We start from the raw sequence: 19,398 nt of genomic DNA, 5'->3' as shown, positions 1-19,398 counted from the left end.
AGCTCCCTGTTCGTTTGCAGAGTCATGGCATCACTCGATCACGAAGCGCAGCTTGGTTGAGTCCTTGCCCTTGCAACGTTCGTTCAGAAAGGCGTCGAAGCGCTTGCGCAGATCGTCTGGCATGGCCGGCGAGCCGCCTTGAAGTAGCGCCTGCTTGATCTCGTCGCCCCTGACCGCGATCTTCTCCAGCCCCGACAATGCTTCCTGAACGGCATTGGCGAACTCGGCGGTCATCGGGTCTGACAGCTTGCGTGAGGTCAGGAAGGCGTCGATCAGCTTTTTGGACGCAGGCGGCAGCAGACCCAGGCTGTCCTGCGTGAACGGGTCTTCCAGGTTCTCCAGCAGCGTTTGCTGCCAGTTGGTCACCAACTGGTCCAGATCGTCGTCCAGCTTGTGCAGGCGGTTGGCCGCCGGGATCAGCTCCAGCTGCTCGGCAGAGGGGCGGAACTGGCAGTGGGGGCAAACGGCCGCCGTGACCAGGGTTGGCTCATCCAGCGAGGAACAGCTCTTCAGGCCGTTGAGCGACTCCTCGAAGGCAGTGAGCTGGCTGGTGGGCATTAGCGACACACCGGCCAGCACGCGCAACGCCAGCAGGCGATCGTCCTTGCGCAGCGCGTTTCGGGTCTTGTCCTCGGCCACGCCGAGCCGCGCCTTGCTGTGGCTGGCGATGTAGGCGGTGATGTAGTCCTTTTTGAGCTGGTTGAGCGTCTGCCGGTATTCTGCGGCGTGCTCGGCGGTGCGGTCCTGGCTGAGCTTTTCCTGTAGCGCCTTGCGGGCGGCCTCGGCTTGTTTCACCCACGGGTGATCAGCGGGCAGCACCATTTCGGCCTGCGAGAGGTAGGACGCTGTGCTGCCCAGTTCCACCACCAGTTCGAGCAGACGCTCGACGGCGGCCAGGATCTCCAGATTCTTCTTCTGGCTGTCGAGGTCTTCCTGCGTGACGCGCAGGTTCTTGAGCTTCCCGACGGTGTTGTACGGCGCCAGCGACTCGGTGAACTTCTTCAGCGAATCGAGCCGTGCGTGCCAGTCTTTGGCTTCTTCTTCGCGCAGCAGGTTCTGGCCCCAGAAGCCGAGCTTACCTTGCTGCAGGTCGGAGCCAGCTTTGAGCACACGCGGCACCAGCCCACTGACTTTCTCCTGCAGTTTGATGACCGGTTCGGTGTCGCCCTGGCTGGCCTTCTGGGCCAGGCCGGACGGCAGGTCGAACAACTCGAACAAGGCACGCAGTACCGCGAGGTTGATCTCCTTGGGCGCTTCAACGTGCTTGAACTGCTTGAGCTCGTCAATGGAGCGTTCAGCCAGTTGCGCCAGCTTGCCAGAGTCGATCTTGTCGCCGGTGATCGACAGCACGATGTCGCCGGAATAGACCAACCCACCCAGCACGGTGACCAGCAGATCGGGCTCCAGCCGGTACTTGATGGGCGCGAAATACTCGACGTCCGAGGTGCCCGACAGCAGTTCGCTGCGGTTGAGCACCTGGCCGTGGCCCTTGGCCTTGAGCCGGTTCAGCACTTCCTGCGCGTAGCGTGAGTTGGCCGGATCGACGCGGTCGCCATCGAGCAACTCCAGCGCATCGAGCACGGCGAGCGCATCCTTGGTGCGAGTACCGCCGGCCAGTGCGCGCAGCGCGTTGCCGATCAGTTGCTTGCGGTTGGCCTCGGTGACCAGCACCGAGAAGGTGGGGTATTCCGGCGAGAGATCGACGAAGCGCTGGCCCAGTACCAGTCCCGAAATGACGTTCACCACGTCGCGGAAGTTGATGCGCTCGTCCGCGCCAAGCCGCGCCCGGTCACGCAGCGACACGCCTTTGGCCCACTCCTGCAGGTTCTTCTTCTTGCCCTGGTAGGTGACCTCGAAGGCGGTCATCTGCTTTTCCTGCAGCCACTTGCTCATGGCGCGCAGGAAGTCTTGCGCCTTGGAGAGGTAGATGGCCTTGGCGCCGCCACTGGCGGTGGATGCCAGATCGAGCGCCGCCGCGTAGGACGACAGGTGCCGCTTGAGATCGTCGTCCAGCCCGGTGAGGCGGAAGAACACCTCGTCCGACAGGTTGTTGTCGGCGAACTTCGGTTTGTCGAAGGGCTGGATGAAGTAGACGTAGAAGTCGCGCTCGGGCTGCGCCGTGGGCCGATCATTCGGCGCCCCGAAGAACAGGTAGCCCATGCGTTCGACACGGCGCTCCTGCCATTCGAGCTGGTACTGCCAGATCTGGAAGCCGGGATAACGCAGGTCGTCGCTGCACTCCATCAGCGCCTTGACGGCGCTGTAGTAGGCACGGTCCAGTGCGTCGTCGGATAGGGCTTCGGCGCGCTTTTCGATCTGCGCGTCGTAGTCGATGTCCTTCTTGAGGTCGAGGTAGTACTGCTCGGTGTCCGGCGCCTTGGAGATGAACTGGCCGTTGACGGTCTTCAGCACTTCCCGCATGACGGTCTGGACCATCGACAGCAGGTTCTCGGCCGGATCGCCCGGCATGTCCTCCACGCCCGGCTGGAACAGACACATGGCGTCGCGCAGCTCGGCAGCCGTGGGGCCAATGGGCACATGGATGTCGCCGCCCGTGGTCAGACGGTGGACGGCCAGCGCGTTGATGACGCGCAGCGCCATTGCCTTGTAGGCCGGGCGCGTGAAGGCTTGCTGGACCCGCGACTCCAGTACTTCGGAGACGCGCATCACTTCCTTGATGTTGGGGTCGGCGCGCAAGACCGAGTTGGTCTTGATGGTGTTCCAGAAACTCTCGTAGCTGATGAACAGCGGCTTGTCGGCAGGCACGTCCTGGTCGAGGATGGCCAGCATGGCGGCTTCGATGGTCTTGAGCGCGCCGCGCTTTTCGGTGAAGTGGATCTGCTCGAAGGTCTTCAGGTAGTCCGGGTGAACCGGGAACAGCCGGACGTACTCGTCCATACGCTCGTTCATGGAGCCGTAGAACTTGGCGAACGGCGTGAGGTACTCGCGGATCTTGTTCTGCTGGTCGGCAGTCTTCTTGAGCAGGCGCGCGGAGACGACGAAGCTGACGTCCTGGCGGTCGATCAGGATCTGGGTGAAGCGCTCGTTGACCCGCCGCATGCTGTCGGCCACGTGCTGGAAGCGCACGCTGTCGAAGATAGCCTCCTGCACACCGGCCACGAAGCGGAACTTCAGGTGCTTGGTGACCTCGCCGATCTGACGCAGGATGGCCAGATCCTGCACCAGCTCGTGGTCGCGACGGGACTGCAGGTACTCCAGGAACTCGTCGACAACAAGCAGCACACCCTGGTCCGAAAATTTCTCGCCGAACGCAGCCATCATCTCCTCGAAGGAGTCCTTGTTGTTGAGTTCCTTGTCGGCGGTCGGGAACGTGTAGTCGACGCCGATCTTTTCGAGGAATCGCTCAAGCTGCAGGGTGATGATCTGGCGCAGCGGCATCTGCAGCCCGCCCACCTCAATGCGCAGCACCTTGAAGCGGCCAGCGATCGGGGCAACCGCCTCGGCCACTTTCGGGTGGCGGATCATCGGCGCGTAAGCGGCGTCTTCAGCCACCAACGACAGCACCGACATCAAGTGCGATTTACCGGTGCCGTAATTGCCGACGATCAGCACACCCTTGTGATCGACCGAGTCGTCGAAACTGAGCTGGGGAACCATGAGCTTGGAGATCCGCTCAGCCATGTCGTCCGAGATGACATAGGTCGCGACGAGCTTCTTGGCCTCGTCCGGGCGCCCGGCATCGAGCAGCTGAATGACTGACTCGATCTGCTCGAACTGGATCAGATCTCCGTATTTCATGTTCTTGGCCATATGGTTCTACCTTCCCCCGCAGTTTCCGTAAATTCGGTCAAATTTCGAGTACGACCACGCCGTCCCGGCTGTAGTCACGATGTTCTGGATGGCTCATCTCGGCGTACACCAAGCGATCACCGCGCAGCTCACCAGGCCAGACGGCCACGACGCGCTTGGAGTGAGCCAGCCGCCTGACGAGGTCAAGCGGGTTGATCTGCAGGCCCGGCTCGAACAGCAACTCGAGGTTGTCGAGCAGCAGCGGGTCCTCGGTTCGTTCCTTGTCCGCGATTTCCCGCAGCAGTTCACCGGCGGAGAAGCCACGCTTATTGTTTGGCGTGGCGGCCAACCGGCGCCCGAGCTCCAGGCCCACGTTGAGCGGATCGATGTTGAGCTTGGCGCCGAGCTGGCGGAGCAGTTGGGTTTTGCCACTGCGGCTGGGACCGACCAGCAGGATCAACTTGCTGTTGAGGTCGCCGATTTCGCCGATGAGTCGTTCGAGTTTTGCGAGCATGCGCATCCCCTCAGTCCGACTCGGCTTCAAGCCGCTGTTGATCGGGGGAGCGGTAACCCGGCGCCAGCACGGCATTGCGCACACCGTAGATGGCAAGGGGGTCCTTCAGCCACAACCGGTACTCGTGCCCGCGCAAGCTGTGGTCGGGCGTGCAGTCCACACTCCATTGGCGAAGGATGTAACCGGCGGCAGCTGCCCGCAGTTTCATCCGAAGCACGCCACCCTGCATGCTGTAGTCCATCTCGGTGATCTCCGGCCGGGGCTGGTCTGGGTGCGGCACCAGCTCCAGCTCGACGATCCGGGTCCACTGAATGTCTTGATCGCTCATCTCGTGGGGTGCCACTGGCTGCCCCTTGTGCACCACCGGGCGCTTGATCCGGGTGATGACGAAATCCCGGAACTCCTGCGACTTCCGGTCGAAGGCGCGGACGTGCCAGCGCAGACCGTTGTCGATCAGCGCGAACGGGACGATCTCCCGCTCGGTGCGGCCACTGGAGATGGAGTGGTACTCGATGCCGAGCGGACACTCCTGGTGGATCGCCCGGGTCACGCTCGCCAGCACATCCAGATCCGGGTGCGTGAGCCGTGACGGGCTCTCGCTGGCCACCCACGCCTTGAGCCGCATCGGCTCACCATCGCCAAAGCCTTGGGTCAGCCACGACAGAACCCGCTCCGGTGGGAAGTCGAAGACGGGCCGGAAATCCGGCCCGAGGACGTAGGACTTGCCCTTGGGGTCGTAGTCAATGTTGCCGGGCGCCAAGTCCTTGTACAGCGCCAGATCCCTGGATGCAGCGGCGGACTGGATGCCAAACCGCGTAACCAAGTCGTGGCGACGTATCTCCCCGATGAAGCGCACGCGCAACTCCACGAACGCGAGCCGATCGCGTTGTGGCTGGGTTAGATCTGCAAGCTGTTCGTTCGACATCCTGGCTGGCTCGTTCGGGTTAGCGAATGCTTATACGGGTTATTGCGGAAAGTATATGGTCCGCCCTAAAATCTGTCTATGATGCGTTTTTGATATAAAACACGTCGCCTCGTGATAACCACCATGGCGCGGCGACGAGAGGGGCTACGCGGACTTTCACAACCGGGGCAGTTGCTGAGAAGCGCGTGACGTGCTCAATGCCGGCGCGCTCGCTGGAAGTTATTGGGGGCGCCCCTGTTGTCGTGGCGGACATGAGTCCAGTCTTTCGCCCGCAAAATCGGGCGTAAGAAACGATGCTATTGCCAGGAAATGGCGTCTCATGGGAGGGCAAGGCTTGGAATTGCGCCATCTTCGCTGCTTCGTTGTCCTCGCGGAGGAGTTGCACTTCACTCGTGCCGCTGAACGATTGCATATCGAGCAGTCCCCACTGTCCCGCGCCATCAAGGAACTCGAAGATGAGCTTGGCGTGCTGCTATTTGATCGTGATCGGCGCGGTACACGGCTGACACAGGCTGGCGAGGTCTTCCTCCAGGATGTGCGTCGGGTGTTTTCGACGCTGGAACTTGCCCGTGAGAACGTAAAGGCCGTTTCGTCAGGCTACCTGGGCATTCTTCGCATTGCCGTCCCCAGTGGATGCATTGATCCCCGCCTCTCAACCTTTCTCGCACGCTGCCGCGAGGAATATCCGGCAGTTGAGATACGTCTAACCGAGGCCTCGCTGACCGAGCAATTGCGCGGACTCCGTTCAGGGAGCTTCAATTTGGGGTTTGCGTATACCGCCGAGGTCGGGGATGGCATCATCGCCGAACCGATCTGGGTCGACTCGGTAGTCGTAGTCGTAGCGGCACGGCATCCGCTGCTCGCTAACAAGCAAATACCTTTGGAGGACTTGATACATTATCCGCTCGTAGTGGCTGATCCCCGGGTATTCGGAAAGTGCGGTTGCGAGGTGGGGCAAATGGTGCAAGATGCAGCGGTCAAGCTCGATGTCGAGTACGTTGCCTCAATGGAAATGATGCTGACATTGGTCGCGGCCGGCTATGGCGTTGGATTTGCGAATGCTGCACAGATCAGGGTTTCAAATCGCCCTGACATCGCAATTCGTCCCCTTGCGACTCCAAACGTCACTCACACGACCTACCTATTACGACCGGAAAGCGGCACCGGCGCCCCTGCTGCCATATCACTGGATCGATTTATCGCGTGTTTGCACAAGCAGATAGACGAGTGATGAGCGATGCCCCGTTCCTTTTCGCTGACTAGGTTCTCGGTCCCGAGCGCAGGTTTTTCTCCGTCGCGGCGATCAGATCCGCGGCACTCCTGTTCAGCGCCACGGCGATTCTGAGGATCAACGCCAGCGTGGGCATGTGTTCTCCGCGCTCGATCTTGCCCATGTGGGACCGCTCGATTTCTGCCGAGGCTGCCAGCTCTTCCTGAGCCATCCCCTGTTCCATCCGGGCCGCACGAACTGCTTGGCCAAAGGCCAAGGCCGGTTCAGGTTCATAGGTTGTCGATCCGACAGGGCGGCCTCGCTGGACAGTACGCTTTTGCATTAGCAAGAGCGTCGAATATCGCCATGTTTCTAACCACGTTAAATTTAACTCTTGCTATCATGGCAAGGGGGCCGCGTGCCCAGATTTCCAGGATGAAATGACACCCTTGAGTGCTCCCGATCAAACACCGATTCTGAAGCTCGCCGTGTCGGCCGACACACTGTCGCCACGGCTCGCGAGTGTGCTTGCCCTGCAACGCGCAGAGGAGCCCGCGACCATCATCCTGCCGCAGGAGGTTGCCGCCAGGGATTTGATCCGTGGTATCGAGGACGGCACCTACGACGCCGGTATAGCGCTGGCGGCCACAACAACTGTTTTCGCCATGTACGCACAGCCGCTTTGGGCAGACGAACTGGCCTTGGCGGTTCCGCTGCGCTCGCCGTTGCTTGCGTACCCCGAAGTTCCGCTGGACGCCTTGCTCCGCTATCCGCTGCTTCATTGGTGCCTGCGGGCATGTGACGGACTGAGCCAGCAGGTGACTGCGCGCTTCGGATCTGAAATGCATCCTATCAAGGAGGTCACATCCTTTGATCTCTTGGCGGTACAGGTGGCGGCAGGCTTTGCTGTCGGTATTGCGCCCCGCTCGCAGATCGCACGGGCTCACGGCTGGGGTGTCGCCATGCGCCCACTGGCGAATGGCCCCTATCTCATCGGCACCCAGTTGCTACGGAAGCCCCACGGATCGGCACGAGCTGTCGAACGGTTTGCCGAACGGGCGGTGAAGGTGGCGGCTACCGAAGCCGCCTGACCTCGGCACCCCCGCAGATATTTCCCGGTAGTTCACCGTTCGACAGCATGCCTTTCAGTCGCTCACCATAGGCAGCGCCGCATCAGCCGCGATTGCGTTTTGCACCAATTGCTGAACGCTCTGCCGCACCTCGATCGGGTATGACATCGGAGCCAGTGACTCCTCTCGTTGCGAACACTGCTCCACGACCACCAGCACGGCGATCTTCATGTTCTCGGGCGTCACCGCCTCGATGGGCGGCCTGCTCCCCAGAGCGTCATGCGGTCGCAGCAGTGCGTGATAGATGTCCCAGGTATCCACTCCACGGGGCGTCTGCTTGAGGATGGCCTGGACCAGTTGGCGCTTGAGCGGATCGAGCTGCCACACCGGAACACGTTGGCCCTTGTTCCCCAGTTGAATCGACAGCAGGTTGCCGGCCTGGATCTCGTAGGTGATCCAGCGGCGCGACTTGCCGGCCAGCTTGGCGTAGTCGGCCACCACCAGGTTGTCCGGTCCCTCGAAGATTTCCAGCAGCTTCAGGCGCTCGCGCTGCAGGTCCGAGAACTTTGGCTGCGCGTACTCGGGCATCTCCACGGCCGACAGGCGCTGCGTCGCCGGTGCAATCGTCGGCATGCCCTGCTCGGTGGGCGCCACCAGCAAGATGGGTGCGTGCTGGCCAGGTGTCGGCAGCGGGGTGGTCTGCTGCCCGGCGATCGTCGGCAGGCCCTGCAGGTGGATGGTCAGGTGCATGCTGGCGACCTGCACCTGGTTCTGCTCGAAGAGGTCCAGGCGGTCGGCCCAGTCCTGCATCATGACGCGGCGCTGCTCGACGTATTCCGCGTGGTTATAGGTGGCGCTGATGCGGTTGGGGTCGGCGTGCGAGAGCTGGGCGTCCACCCAGACCTTCGGATAGCCCAGTTCGTTCAGGGCCGTCGAGATCGTCGCGCGGATGCCGTGGCCGGTCAGCCGGTCCTCGTAGCCCATGCGCTTAAGGGCAACGTTGAGCGTGTTCTCGCTCATGCGGTCGCTGATGCGTTTGACGCCGGCGAACAGGTACTTCTGCGCGGGCTTGACGTCCTCGAGCATGTAGCGGACGACCTCCATCGCCTGGACAGACAACGGGACGATGTACGGCGGGATGTCGGTGGGGCGCTTGCGCTTCTTGCGGGTGAGCATCTTGCGCTGCTTGAGCGACATGACCGGAATGATCCACAGCCCACGATCCAGATCGAATTGATCCGGCGTGGCCAGGCGCAGTTCCCCCGTTCGGACACCCGTCAGGAGCAGCAGGCGGATCGCCAGTTGCGTCTTCAGCATGCCGCGGTACTTGCGCAGGGTCTGCAGGAACACGGGAAGCTCGGCCATGCGCAGGAACGGATTGTGTTCGACCGGCGGCAGCGGCACCGCGACCACGTGCAGGTCGGTGGCCGGATTGGCCTCCATGGCCGGGATGACGACCATCGCGTAGTCGAACAACTGCTTGAGCCAGGTGCGCACCTTTTCGGCCACCGACAGCGAGTTGCGCTTCTCGATGCGGCCGATCACCTCCAGCAGGTGTGGACGGGTGACCTCGTAGATGGTCAGCCGCTTCAAGTAGGGGAAGACGTCCTTCTTGAAGACGCGGCGAATCTGCTCCAGCGAGCTCTGGCGGCCCTCTTCGAGCGTGAGCTGCCGGTGCTCCATCCACTTCTCGTAGACCGCCATGAACGTGTTCTCGCCGGCGAGCTTGATGGCCTGGCGCTTCTGCTTGCGCTCGGTGCGCGGGTTGATGCCCCTGGCGACCAGAGAGCGCGCCTCGTCGCGCAGTTCCCGCGCCTCGCGCAGCGACAGCTCAGGGTAGCTCCCCAGGGAGATGCGGGCGCGTTGCCCCATCCAGGTGTAGCGGAAGTGCCAAGCCTTGCCGCCAACGGCTGAGACATGGAGGTAGAGACCATCGAAGTCGGCGATGGTGTATGGTTTGCCGGTGGCCTTGGCCTGCCGGGCCGTCATGTCGGTGAGCATGTGTCCAACTCCTGAAAGCGAGTTGGATGCCATGTTCGTTACCGGGCCCTGGCTCCTCCAGCAACAATGCGGAACGAAGGCTCGCCGCATTTTGTACCACTTTTTGTACCGTTTTGTACCGGCTGTCAGTGGATTTCGCTGGACGTCACTAGATCGAGGAAAGGGGATAAACCTTAACCGGATCAGCTACTTACAACACTCCTTGGATTTCGGTGGAAGTCCCTGGAAAGTCGAAGTGGAGCGGGCGAAGGGAATCGAACCCTCGGCTCTAGCTTGGGAAGCTAGGGTATTGCCATTATACGACGCCCGCGAAGGCCGCCATTCTACGAGGTTGTCGGCCCTTGCACAACGCTTGAGGAGCGGCGGCGGATCACTGCATCAGCGCCGGCGGCATCGGGTCGCTGCCCCGCGGCACGCTGAGGATGCAACTGATCGCCGGCGACCCGGGGTCGCCGGCGAACGAGCCAGCGAGCGCGCCGGCGTAGTTCTCCGGCGATATCTGGCGATGGAAGTAGCGCGAGGTGAGGTCGAGAAAGTACGAATCTGGACCCTCTATGAGGTTGGCGCCGATGCGCCGGCCACCGATCTCGAGGTTGCCGCAGCGATCCTGCACGCGGTCGAGAAAGGCATCATAGCGGCTGTCGGGTCGCCAGGCGTCGGGCGCGCAGGCAGTGCCGATGACGACGGCGCAGAGCGCGACAACAGCGCCATGAAGCGTCGCCGGCAGGGCAACTCGCGGCCTGGCGCCAGGGGGCAGGGCGGGGCTGGTCGAAGAATGCGGCATTCGGTCTGCTGCTCCGGGGGGCGGGCGTCGGCGGCGATGCCGACAGACGCCCTGTGCTTGCTGAACGCCGATCAGCGCGGGACGACGCGAGCGCCCTCGCCACTGCCCTCGATGAAGACGCGCTGACCCTGGAACAGGGACGCGTTCATTGGCTGGGTCACCGAAACCAGAACCCCGTTGCTGGTGCGGACGATGATCTGTTGCCCCTGCACCGGCTGGTCGTATCTCTTCTGGATTTGGTTGCCGGCGATTGCGCCGCCGATGGTTCCCACGACCATTGCCACGTCACGTCCGGTGCCGGCACCGATCAGGCTGCCGATGCCAAGGCCGGCCAGACCACCAACGACTGCGCCGACTCCCTGGTGGTGGGTGCTCTGCAGTTCGACGAAGCTGATCTGCTCGATCACCCCGCTGCGGATCTCCACCTCTCCGGGCTGCTGGCCCGGCACCGCACAGGCGGTCAGCAGAAGGGCAAAGACAAACGCTGAAAGGTGGGACGAAAGTTGCTTGAACATGCTGAACTCCTTGCAAGACCGTTGAACAGGAGAGGACGGGCGATCGCTGCGTTGCGGATGGCGAATGATACCTTTTTTGCCGAGCTTTTTGCCGCTCGCTGCAGGCGGCGCCGAGGCCGGCGGACACCTGCCGGACGACACGGTCGCCGCTCCCGCTCTGCTGGCGACCGCCGGCCGTGGTCGTGGGCCAGGCTGCGCACGCCTGCTCGGCGCGCTGCTGCTGCCGTGATTGACGCCGACCCGGCTCCGGTGCTTCGGTCATGGCTATTGCGCCAGGTTGCGGCCCGAGACCGCGACGCAGCCCGGCGAGCCCAACGGGCACACCGTGACGTAGGTCGCCTTCTGGCCGCAGCCCTCGACGCCGATGGTGTACTCGGCGCGCTCGATGCCGTTCCAGAGGACGGGCTGCAGCAGGTTGGCCGAGAGTACGACGCCGCGTGCCGTCGGGCAGGACATCTCGAACTGGCCACGGCGTACCGCGGTCAGGAGCGCCTGGTCCTGCTCGCTGGCAAGCATCTGCTGCTCACTGGCGCAGCCGCCGACAACAAGGGCAAGAGCCGAAGGGACGAAGATTCCTGATGGTACGCGCTGCATGCGATCCTCCGCGCTGAGAACATGCGCCGTTTGCCGGGCGCTGTTGTCCGACGCTGATTCCGACGCATGGCCGGGATGTCACTGGGACGTGGGCCGGGACGGCTTGCCGGTCGCCGCCAGCGACCTTGACTCTGCGGCGGTAGCGTGGTGCCCGCTAGCGCCTGCCGCCAAAGCCACCGCGAAAGCCGCCGCCTCCGAAGCCGCCGCCACCGAAGCGGCTGCCGAAGCTGCTGCCGCCACCAAAGCGGTTGCCCCAGCTATCGTCGCCACCCCAGCCACCGGCGGCACGGTCGCCGCCCCCGCCGCCTTGATAGCTGCTTCGCGCCTGTTGCTCGCGGTCCGCCCACGCGGTGTCGCCGCTGGCCGACTGCCAGCCGCCGGCACCGTGCTGCTGCCACCCGCCATCGCCGCTGCGGTAGACGTTGCCGTCGGCACCGGCATAGTGGTCGCCGAAGAGGCCGCTCGAGGTGTAGCTCCTGCTCTCACCGGTCTTGGCGTCGTAGGCGCTGACCGTGTGCTGGGCATCGACCCCCTGCGGTCCCGCCGTCGCCGTTGCCGTCCTCGACAGCGAACTGCCTTGCGGGCCGGTGACCGTCGCACTCGAGGCATACGAGCGCTGGCCGGTGTCGGCGTTGTAGGAACCGGCGCGGGCAATGTTGCCGCTGCTGCCGCCAGCAGTGTCGAAGGTACGGTCGTAGCCGCGCGTCGCCTGGCCAGTGTAGGGGTTGTAGCTGCGCCCCGCGGCATAGGAGCCGGTGGTTCCGGTGCGCGTATTGGCGTAGGTGCCGGCGGCTGCCGTGCCGACGCGACCGTCGGCGCTGGCGTACCAGCTGCGCGTCCCGGAATAGACGGTGTTGCCCCAGTGACCGTAGACGTTGGCGCTGGCCGAGCCGCAGCAGGGATAGCCCCAATAGCCTGGATGGTAGTAGGCGCCACCCCAGTAGGGCGCGGCCCAGGCGGCGGTGGCCAGGCCGAGGCCGAAACCGAAGCCGAAGCCGATGTAAGGGTTGTAGATCGGTGCGGCAGCGAGCCCCCAGGTGTACGGCGTGGCGTACCAGACGGAACCGATCCAGGGCGCATAGGTATAGCCGGTACCGTAGACAACGACGCCGTCAGGGGCGACGACCGTTCCCAGGTAGCCCGGCGTGTAGCCGACATAGACGAGTTCATCGCTGCCACCATAGACCTGGACATAGGTCACGTAATGCAGTGGCGAGCTGGGTGGAATGCCGTAGATCGCGGCCGGGACGCTGCTGGCGACCGTCCATGGCCCGGTCAGCCTGCTGGCGGTGAACCAGACGCCGGCCTGCACCGCGTAATAGGCGTTCGGGCCGACCTGGATGATCGGTGTCGCGGCATTGACGACGTACTGCAGCGCTGTCCCGGAGATCGACCGCCACTGAGGTGCGCCGTCGAAGGACGGCGTGAAGCTCGGACCGTTGCGCAGCGGCACGGCTGCCGTCTGCGGGATCGAGTTGGCGATCAGCGCCTCCTGCGCCTGCGCTGTTCCGGCGACCGAAGCGAGGACGACACCGGCGGCAACGTCCTTCGGAATGTGTGCGAAATCCGCCGGCAGCGCGTTGGCGGCGACGAAGGTCCACGGGCCGTTGAGCGAGGGCGCCCGATACCAGCGGCCCGAAAGCAAGGTGTAATAGTCGTCGTTGGCGGTGTTCACAAGCACATCGGCAGTCGTGTTGTCGGCCCAGAGCAGGCCGGTGCCGGTGATCGGAACGAAGTTCGGTTGCCCCTTGAAGACGATCAGTTCGGCCGGCGTCTGCGTCACGTAGATGGTCGGCGCGCCGCTGGCGAGCGATGGTTTCGGGTCGGCCTTCGGCCCGCCATCGAGCAGGTCGACGATGCCCTTGCCGGCGAGCTGTTGCGCCAAGTCCGCCAAACCGCGCGGTGTCTCGCCGGCCGGCAGCCACGGCCCGTCGAGCGACGCGGCAGCCAGCCAGCCGTCGTAGACGTGCAGGTACCAGGGGCTGCCTTGGCGCGGGCGGGCGATCAGCGCCTGCGTGTTGATCACCCGCTCGAAACGGGAACCGTCGACCGTCCGGATCACCGGGCTGCCGTCGATCGGCACCAGGATTGCCGGGCTCTGGCTGACGATCACCCGTGGCGGCTCGTTGCTCACCGCAACGCTCTTCGGCTTCACCGTCTGCGAGGCGGCGAGCTGCCCCTGCAGCAGGTCGAGCGACATGCTGCCGATCGCTGCCGGCAGGGCTTGACGCAGTTGATCGAGGTAGGCGAGGCCATTGTCGGCGAGGGTCGGAAAGCGCGCCCGCGTCAGTGTCAGGTCTTCGAGGCTGACGTTGCGCGTCGTGCGGTCGACGGCGGTGCGTGCGCTGCCCCAGATGACGCCGAAAGTCTGCTGCTCCGTGCCACTGCCCGGCAGCGCGACGGCGGCGCGAAAGTTGAGCGTGCCGTTCTGCCAGCCGTCGACCTGCGGCAGGTAAACCAGTGCCGTCGTGCCGGCCAGCACGACCTGGCGTGGCCAGGGGTCGGCCAGCGGCGGCTGCCCGGCCGCGTCTGCAGCGGCGCCGGCGGCGGTCGCGGGCGCACTGTTCGGCGTCACCGCGGGGCCACTTCCGGGGATGACGTCGATCACCTGCATCCCAGGGCTCATCGGCTGTTGGCCGGCACAACCCAGCGGTCCAAGCAGGGCGGTTGCGATCAGGCAGGCGAGTCGGCGCGGCGCCGGCATGGGTGTCGTCGTCATCATCGTTGTGTCCTCGAGGGCGAAGGGCGGGAAAGCCAGGCCGAAAGTATCGCGCCGGCGGTGACGACGGTCAATGCAGGTGCGCCCGGGCTGCCCCGCCGCAGCCGCGTTGCACGCTGAGGTCCTCGCAGGCATCCCCGGCGCCGGTGACGGCGGGCAGCCATCACAGCGGCTCGGACAGTGCCGCGGCGACGATGCGTTGATTGCGCCGATCCGTTTGCGCTGCAGCCGCTCGGCCGCGCCTTCCGAGTCGAAATCGCTGATCATCGCTCAGGGTCGTTGTCGCGGCTGCCACCGCTCACCCGCGCCGCCGTTGCGTCGTCCGCGACCACCGATGGGCGACGGCGGCAAGTCCAGGCCGCCGGTGTTTGCGCCTGCGCCGCCAGTCGGCTAGAGTCCAGCTGCTGCCCCCATGGGGGCGCGCGACTCTTCGATGACAGGAACACCGGCAGGCAGGAGGTCTGTTCATGCTCACGCTCTCGAACCAGGTGTTGTCGGTGGCGCAGGTGATCCAACTCGCGGTTGCGCCGGTATTCCTGCTGGCCGGCGTCGGCGCCCTGCTGGGCGTTCTGGCCAACCGGCTGGCGCGGGTGATCGACCGCTTCCACGTCCTCGAGAAGCTGCTCGCCGAACCGCTGCCGCCGCTCGAGCGGGGGCAGACGTTCTCCACCATCGTCTCGCTGTCGCGACGCGCGCGGATGATCCATTGGGCGATCAGCCTGTGCGTCGCCTGCGAACTGCTGATCTGCCTGGTCGTCGCCGCGCTCTTTATCGGTGCCGAGATGCAGATCGACCTCTCTCGACTGATCGCAGCGCTGTTCGTCGCCGCGATGCTGTCACTGATTGCTGGTCTTGCCTGCTTCCTGCGCGAGATTGCCCTCGCCACAAGCGTCATCGAGAGCCTTGGGCGGACGGCGGCGCGCGCCGATCACGAGCCCTGAGCCGTGATGCCGCCTGTGGCAGCCAGAGCCTGGGCGGTGGAGGTGGTGCTGGCTGGCACTGCAGTGATCCGCGTGCCGGCGCAATGCTTGGCCGCAGCGTGCGCGAGACGCGAATTTGACGCCGTTGCGGTCGGTCGCTATGCTGTCCCGAATGCTGCGCCGCAACCGGGAACGGCTTCGGTCGCCGCCCTGCTGGCGGCAACACCGGGGTCGTGGCGTCCCGCCGCTGGCGCTGTCCGCGGCAACCGCCGACAAGGTGGGAAGGAGATGGATGGGAAGGGTCGAAGTTCGCAGCCGTCGGCGCCTGCTGGACGATTTCTTCAAGGTTGACGAGGCCGAGGTGAGCTTCGAGCGCGCCGATGGGTCGATGACGCCGCCGGCACGGCGACTCGTCTTCGAACGGGGCGACTCGGTCGCCGCCGTCGTTTACCATCGCGAGTCCGATAGCCTGCTGTTCGCCGAGCAATTTCGCTATCCGACCGTCGACAAGGGCCCGGGCTGGCTGCTCGAAGTCGTTGCCGGGATGATCGACGCCGGCGAGTCGCCCGAGGCCGCGTTGCGTCGCGAGATCGAGGAGGAACTGGGTTTCGCGCTCACCACCTGCGAGCCGATTGCCACCTTCTTCGTCTCCCCCGGCGGCTCATCCGAGCGCATCTGGCTCTACTATGCCGAGGTCACCGAAGCCGGGCGCGTTGGCGCTGGCGGGGGGGTTGCCGCGGAGCTCGAGGACATCCGCATCGTCCGCATGTCGGCGGCGGCGGCGAAGGACGCGCTGCGTCAGGGCACCCTGGCCGACGCAAAGACGATCATCGGTCTGCAGTGGCTGGTGGCGCGAGCATCGTTGTAGCTGTACAGCCGGGTGGGTTGCACAACGGGGAAGGAACGACATGCCGAACGAAGAACTCGGGCGTCTGTGTTTCGTCATCATGCCTTTCGGTGAGAAGGACGATCACGGGAAGCTGATCGATTTCGACGCCGTCTACCGGCAGATCATCAAGCCGGCGGTGGAAGCGCTGACGCAGGACCGGATCCGCATCCATTGCCTGCGCTGCGACGAGGTCGAGAAGGCTGGCCTCATCCACGAGCGGATGATCAACTACATTCTCGACGCCGAGGTCGCAGTGGTCGACATCAGCACCGCCAACCCGAACGTCTACTACGAACTCGGCGTGCGCCATGCACTCAGGGATCGGGTGACCGTGCTCATCCGCCGCGAAGGAACGAGAAACCCGTTCAACATTGCCGGCATGAACACCATCGATTACGACGACTCGAGTCCGGAGAAGATCGCACAGGCGCAGTCGATGATCCGCAGTTTCATTCGCAACGGCCTGCTGTCGAGTACACGCGACAGCCTCGTCCATGCCGCTGTCCCGGGTCTCGAAATCAGTTCGCGGCAGGGCGCGATCGCCGCTTCGCGGGTTCATCGCTACGCGCCGGCGAACGCGCCGGGCAGGGAGATCCGGCTGATCACCGGCAACCTGCGCAACGTGAATCTCAACTCGGGCGCTGCCGACGACCAGATCGACATCTGGGTCAGCTCCGAGAACATCAACATGCAGATGGCGCGGGTCTTCGATGCCTCGATCTCGGCGCTGATCCGTTATCTCGGGGCACGCCGGGACGACGTCGGCGACATCGTCGAGGACACCATCGCCGACGAACTGCGCGCCAAGATGCGCGGCCGGCAGCAGGTGAATCCGGGAATGGTCGTCTCGACCGGCAGCGGCTCGCTGGCCGATTCGCACCATGTGCGGCGAATCTTCCACGTCGCGGCGGTCTATGGCGTCATTGGCGGCGGCTACCATCCGATTGCCCAGGTCGAACAGTGCATCACGGCGGCGCTGCTGCAGGCGGACCGCGAATCGGCGCGGGCCGAGAAGGCCGGTGAGAAGCCGTATCGCTCGATCGTCCTGCCGCTGCTGACGACCGGCAGCGGCTCCAGCAGCCTGGTCGACAACGCCCGCAAGCAGCTTGACGCCGCGCGCAACTACCTCGAAGCGCGGGCCGCAGTCACCCGGCTCGACCGGGTGTACTTCCTGGCGCCGACGAAGAGGCACCTGTCGGCGCTGCAGGTGGCGCTGGCTGAACTGGGAATGGCCGAGGTCGGCGCCGGCGATGCGGCGCCGGTCACGGTCTTGCCGGCAACGCAGCCGGGTCATTGCACCAGCACCGACAGCGCGCACGCCGTCGATGGCACCAAGGCCGGTGCGCCCGGCAGTGGTGCCGCCGGCGCCGCGCCCTGAGGGGGCTGGAGTCGATGTCGGCCCGGAAGACTCCCGCAGCGGCAGCGCCGGTCGCAGCCGCCGCTGCGGTCGACCTGGCGATCCCGCCGCAACTCCTGCAGCACCTGCGCGAGCGACGGCTGCTGCTGTTCGCCGGCGCCGGTCTTTCGGCACAGGCCGGGCTGCCGACCTGGCGATCGCTGGTGCAGGACGTCGTCGACGCAACGATCGCCGAAGCGATGCAGGGAGAGGAGTCGCGCCGCGAGCTGGAGGGCATGATCGCCGCCGGCAAGTGGCTGCAGATCGCCGATCACTGCAAGCTCAAGCTCGGTCCGGGCGAGTACGCGCGGCTCCTCGGCGAACGGCTCAGCGACTTCGGCAGACCGGTCCCCGAAGCGCATCGGCTGGCCGTCCGGCTGCCCTTTGCCGCCTGGGTGACGACCAACTACGACAAGCTGCTCGAACGTGCCTACGCCGAGGAGCGCGGCGGCCTGCCGAAGACCCTCACCAGCCTCGACACCGAAGCGCTCGGACGTCTGCTGTTCGACGGCGCGCCCTTCGTCCTCAAGGCGCACGGCGACCTCGACAAGCCCGACAGCCTCGTCTTCACCTCGCGCGACTATCGTGACCTGATCCACGGCAACGCGGCGTTCAGCGCCGCCTTCTCGGCGATCCTGCTGACGCACTCGGTACTTTTCGTCGGCTATTCGCTCGCCGACCCCGACTTCAACCTGCTGCTCGACCGCCAGCTCCTCACCTTCCGCGGCTTTGCACCCGAGCGCTATGCGCTGATGTCCGGGATCGGCAAGGTCGAGGAGGAGTATCTCTGGCGCGTCTGCCAGATTCGCGTCATCCCCTATCCCGAGGGACAGCACGAGGCGGTCCCGGCCTTCTTCCAGCGCCTCGCCGATCGGCTCGAACCGGTGGACGTGGCGCCGCTGGCGCGCGTCGCGCGGGCGGCGACGCTGGCCGTGGCGCCGCCGGCGTTGCGCGCCTCCCCCGCTACCCGCGCGGCACGGGTGCCTGTCGCAGCGGTGGCGCCGGCGGTCCTCGCCCTCGACTGGCGCGCGGGTGCCGTGCAGGCGATCCTCAGTGACGCCGGCAAGGTCATTGCAACCGCCGCCGGGCCGCGCGAGGCCTGGGCGACGCCCGCCGCGGCATCGCGCTCGCTCGAGTCGGCGAGCGGCCGCGACGGTTCTCTCGCCGAGTGCAGCGGCGCCCTGACACGGACGCTCGGGGCAGCGACGGTGAAGGCACTGGGCAGGGTGCTGAAGGGGCAGGGTGGCCGGCTGCTGCGGCTCGAGCTGACCCGCGAGGTGGAGCGGTTGCCGTGGGAACTGCTCGCTCTCGGTCCGCAGACGCTGGCCGAACTGGCGGCCGTTTTTCGCGCACCGGTCGGTGTGTCCGAGAACGCGCGCGGACTGCCAGCGGTCGGTTCGCCGTTGCGCGCACTGGTGGTCGCCGACACGAAGAGTGCAGAGCCCGCTCTGGCCCTGCCGGGCGCGGCCGCCGAGGGGCGCGCCGTGGCCGACGAAATCCGCGGTGGCGGCGTCGGCGAGGTGAGGTTGCTGCTCGGCCCGGAGGCGACCCATGACGCGCTGGCAAGAGCCTTTGACGACTTCGACCCGGACGTATTCCACTTCGCCGGTCATGCCTGGTTCGACGAGCACGAGGCATACCTCGAACTTGCCGACCGTCACCTGACGGCGACCATGATGCGCCCCTGGCTGACGCGTCATTCGCCGGCATTCATGTTCCTCAACTCGCACTACACGGCATTCATTCCGGCCGGCGTCGAGGGCCAGGGCGCCGCCCATGCCGAGGCGATCAGCGCCGGCCTGCGCGGGCGCCCCGGCTTCGCCGACCTCGCCATGCGCAGCGGTGTCGGCGCGTTCCTCGGCACCTACAGCGGCGCGATCGACGACAACGGCGCCCGCGACTTCGCCGTCGCCATCTTTCGCGCACTGCTGCAGGGCGCGACCGCCGCCGGCGCGCTGCAGGCAGCCCGCAGCCTCGCCGCCGAGCACGCGAGTGCCACCGCGCTGCTGTACTGCCTCTACGGCGAGGGCGCACTGCGGCTGGTCGATGCTGGCGAGGCGGCCTGAGCGAGCGGATCGGGGCGGCGAGGCCCGGGCGATGCGGGATCGGGC

16 protein-coding genes and 1 tRNA gene are annotated in these 19,398 nt (G+C 65.3%); 7 read left to right on the top strand and 10 right to left on the bottom strand.

Features of this window, described 5'->3' with window-relative positions; translation table 11 throughout:
• Positions 1–30: 30 nt before the first annotated feature.
• The 3 genes from HT579_15245 to HT579_15235 are packed head-to-tail and all read right to left on the bottom strand — an operon-like array spanning position 31 to position 5,189.
• Positions 31–3,759: an ATP-binding protein gene (locus HT579_15245; GenBank protein ID QKS31658.1), complete on the bottom strand. Its 3,729-nt coding sequence runs from the start codon at positions 3,757–3,759 to the stop codon at positions 31–33.
• A 49-nt stretch (positions 3,760–3,808) separates the two neighbouring features.
• A complete protein-coding gene (gene brxF, locus HT579_15240; protein QKS30159.1) occupies positions 3,809–4,264 on the bottom strand; it encodes a BREX-3 system P-loop-containing protein BrxF in 456 nt (151 codons plus the stop codon).
• Positions 4,265–4,274: 10 nt separating this feature from the next.
• Positions 4,275–5,189, bottom strand: coding sequence for a WYL domain-containing protein (locus HT579_15235; GenBank protein QKS30158.1), 915 nt, complete (start codon positions 5,187–5,189; stop codon positions 4,275–4,277).
• Between the two features lie 334 nt (positions 5,190–5,523).
• Here HT579_15235 and HT579_15230 point away from each other — a divergent pair, with 334 nt between their 5' ends.
• Positions 5,524–6,420 carry a LysR family transcriptional regulator gene (locus tag HT579_15230; GenBank protein ID QKS30157.1) on the top strand — a complete coding sequence of 299 codons (897 nt, stop codon included), beginning with the start codon at positions 5,524–5,526 and terminating at the stop codon, positions 6,418–6,420.
• Positions 6,421–6,448: 28 nt separating this feature from the next.
• Here HT579_15230 and HT579_15225 read toward each other — a convergent pair whose 3' ends face one another.
• Positions 6,449–6,742 (bottom strand): helix-turn-helix transcriptional regulator, encoded by a 294-nt coding sequence (locus tag HT579_15225; GenBank protein ID QKS30156.1) that lies wholly within the window; start codon positions 6,740–6,742, stop codon positions 6,449–6,451.
• A gap of 106 nt (positions 6,743–6,848) precedes the next feature.
• Between HT579_15225 and HT579_15220 the strand changes: the two genes are divergently transcribed.
• Positions 6,849–7,490, top strand: a complete 642-nt coding sequence (locus tag HT579_15220; protein QKS30155.1) for a LysR family transcriptional regulator — start codon at positions 6,849–6,851, stop codon at positions 7,488–7,490.
• Between the two features lie 54 nt (positions 7,491–7,544).
• Here the strand turns inward: HT579_15220 and HT579_15215 are convergent, their stop codons facing one another.
• From HT579_15215 to HT579_15200, 4 genes are all read right to left on the bottom strand, one after another.
• Positions 7,545–9,470 (bottom strand): tyrosine-type recombinase/integrase, encoded by a 1,926-nt coding sequence (locus HT579_15215; protein QKS30154.1) that lies wholly within the window; start codon positions 9,468–9,470, stop codon positions 7,545–7,547.
• A gap of 236 nt (positions 9,471–9,706) precedes the next feature.
• A tRNA-Gly gene (locus tag HT579_15210) sits at positions 9,707–9,780 on the bottom strand.
• A gap of 60 nt (positions 9,781–9,840) precedes the next feature.
• Positions 9,841–10,254 carry a hypothetical protein gene (locus tag HT579_15205; GenBank protein ID QKS30153.1) on the bottom strand — a complete coding sequence of 138 codons (414 nt, stop codon included), beginning with the start codon at positions 10,252–10,254 and terminating at the stop codon, positions 9,841–9,843.
• 71 nt (positions 10,255–10,325) lie between these two features.
• Positions 10,326–10,769, bottom strand: a complete 444-nt coding sequence (locus tag HT579_15200; GenBank protein QKS30152.1) for a glycine zipper 2TM domain-containing protein — start codon at positions 10,767–10,769, stop codon at positions 10,326–10,328.
• Positions 10,770–10,833: 64 nt separating this feature from the next.
• Between HT579_15200 and HT579_15195 the strand changes: the two genes are divergently transcribed.
• A complete protein-coding gene (locus HT579_15195) occupies positions 10,834–10,998 on the top strand; it encodes a hypothetical protein (protein ID QKS30151.1) in 165 nt (54 codons plus the stop codon).
• A gap of 35 nt (positions 10,999–11,033) precedes the next feature.
• On the opposite strand, the gene HT579_15190 is transcribed toward HT579_15195, so the two are convergent.
• Together HT579_15190 and HT579_15185 are read right to left on the bottom strand one after the other, a co-directional pair.
• On the bottom strand, positions 11,034–11,363 hold the full coding sequence (locus HT579_15190) for a hypothetical protein (protein ID QKS30150.1): 330 nt from the start codon (positions 11,361–11,363) through the stop codon (positions 11,034–11,036).
• A gap of 154 nt (positions 11,364–11,517) precedes the next feature.
• On the bottom strand, positions 11,518–14,085 hold the full coding sequence (locus tag HT579_15185) for a hypothetical protein (protein QKS30149.1): 2,568 nt from the start codon (positions 14,083–14,085) through the stop codon (positions 11,518–11,520).
• Positions 14,086–14,549: 464 nt separating this feature from the next.
• On the opposite strand from HT579_15185, the gene HT579_15180 reads away from it, so the two are divergent.
• The 4 genes from HT579_15180 to HT579_15165 all read left to right on the top strand — a co-directional run bounded on the left by HT579_15180 (position 14,550) and on the right by HT579_15165 (position 19,353).
• Complete coding sequence (locus tag HT579_15180; protein QKS30148.1) at positions 14,550–15,023, top strand: DUF2721 domain-containing protein; 474 nt, start codon at positions 14,550–14,552, stop codon at positions 15,021–15,023.
• Positions 15,024–15,294: 271 nt separating this feature from the next.
• Positions 15,295–15,870 carry an NUDIX hydrolase gene (locus tag HT579_15175; protein ID QKS30147.1) on the top strand — a complete coding sequence of 192 codons (576 nt, stop codon included), beginning with the start codon at positions 15,295–15,297 and terminating at the stop codon, positions 15,868–15,870.
• Positions 15,871–15,910: 40 nt separating this feature from the next.
• Positions 15,911–17,269, top strand: a complete 1,359-nt coding sequence (locus HT579_15170; GenBank protein ID QKS30146.1) for a hypothetical protein — start codon at positions 15,911–15,913, stop codon at positions 17,267–17,269.
• A 14-nt stretch (positions 17,270–17,283) separates the two neighbouring features.
• Entirely contained in the window at positions 17,284–19,353 is a 2,070-nt protein-coding gene (locus HT579_15165; protein QKS30145.1) for an SIR2 family protein, read from the top strand.
• Positions 19,354–19,398: the final 45 nt, after the last annotated feature.

Origin of the sequence: Candidatus Accumulibacter similis (genome assembly GCA_013347225.1) — a bacterium.
GTDB lineage: Bacteria > Pseudomonadota > Gammaproteobacteria > Burkholderiales > Rhodocyclaceae > Accumulibacter > Accumulibacter similis.
This window is presented reverse-complemented; position numbering and strand designations above follow the sequence as displayed.

Bases quoted from the DNA above. Each gene is read 5' to 3' on its own strand.
- HT579_15245 (QKS31658.1), bottom strand. From the start codon at position 3,759: ATGAAATACGGAGATCTGATCCAGTTCGAGCAGATCGAGTCAGTCATT.
- brxF (QKS30159.1), bottom strand. From the start codon at position 4,264: ATGCTCGCAAAACTCGAACGACTCATCGGCGAAATCGGCGACCTCAAC.
- HT579_15235 (QKS30158.1), bottom strand. From the start codon at position 5,189: ATGTCGAACGAACAGCTTGCAGATCTAACCCAGCCACAACGCGATCGG.
- HT579_15225 (QKS30156.1), bottom strand. From the start codon at position 6,742: ATGCAAAAGCGTACTGTCCAGCGAGGCCGCCCTGTCGGATCGACAACC.
- HT579_15215 (QKS30154.1), bottom strand. From the start codon at position 9,470: ATGCTCACCGACATGACGGCCCGGCAGGCCAAGGCCACCGGCAAACCA.
- HT579_15205 (QKS30153.1), bottom strand. From the start codon at position 10,254: ATGCCGCATTCTTCGACCAGCCCCGCCCTGCCCCCTGGCGCCAGGCCG.
- HT579_15200 (QKS30152.1), bottom strand. From the start codon at position 10,769: ATGTTCAAGCAACTTTCGTCCCACCTTTCAGCGTTTGTCTTTGCCCTT.
- HT579_15195 (QKS30151.1), top strand. From the start codon at position 10,834: ATGATACCTTTTTTGCCGAGCTTTTTGCCGCTCGCTGCAGGCGGCGCC.
- HT579_15190 (QKS30150.1), bottom strand. From the start codon at position 11,363: ATGCAGCGCGTACCATCAGGAATCTTCGTCCCTTCGGCTCTTGCCCTT.
- HT579_15185 (QKS30149.1), bottom strand. From the start codon at position 14,085: ATGATGACGACGACACCCATGCCGGCGCCGCGCCGACTCGCCTGCCTG.
- HT579_15180 (QKS30148.1), top strand. From the start codon at position 14,550: ATGCTCACGCTCTCGAACCAGGTGTTGTCGGTGGCGCAGGTGATCCAA.
- HT579_15175 (QKS30147.1), top strand. From the start codon at position 15,295: ATGGGAAGGGTCGAAGTTCGCAGCCGTCGGCGCCTGCTGGACGATTTC.
- HT579_15170 (QKS30146.1), top strand. From the start codon at position 15,911: ATGCCGAACGAAGAACTCGGGCGTCTGTGTTTCGTCATCATGCCTTTC.
- HT579_15165 (QKS30145.1), top strand. From the start codon at position 17,284: ATGTCGGCCCGGAAGACTCCCGCAGCGGCAGCGCCGGTCGCAGCCGCC.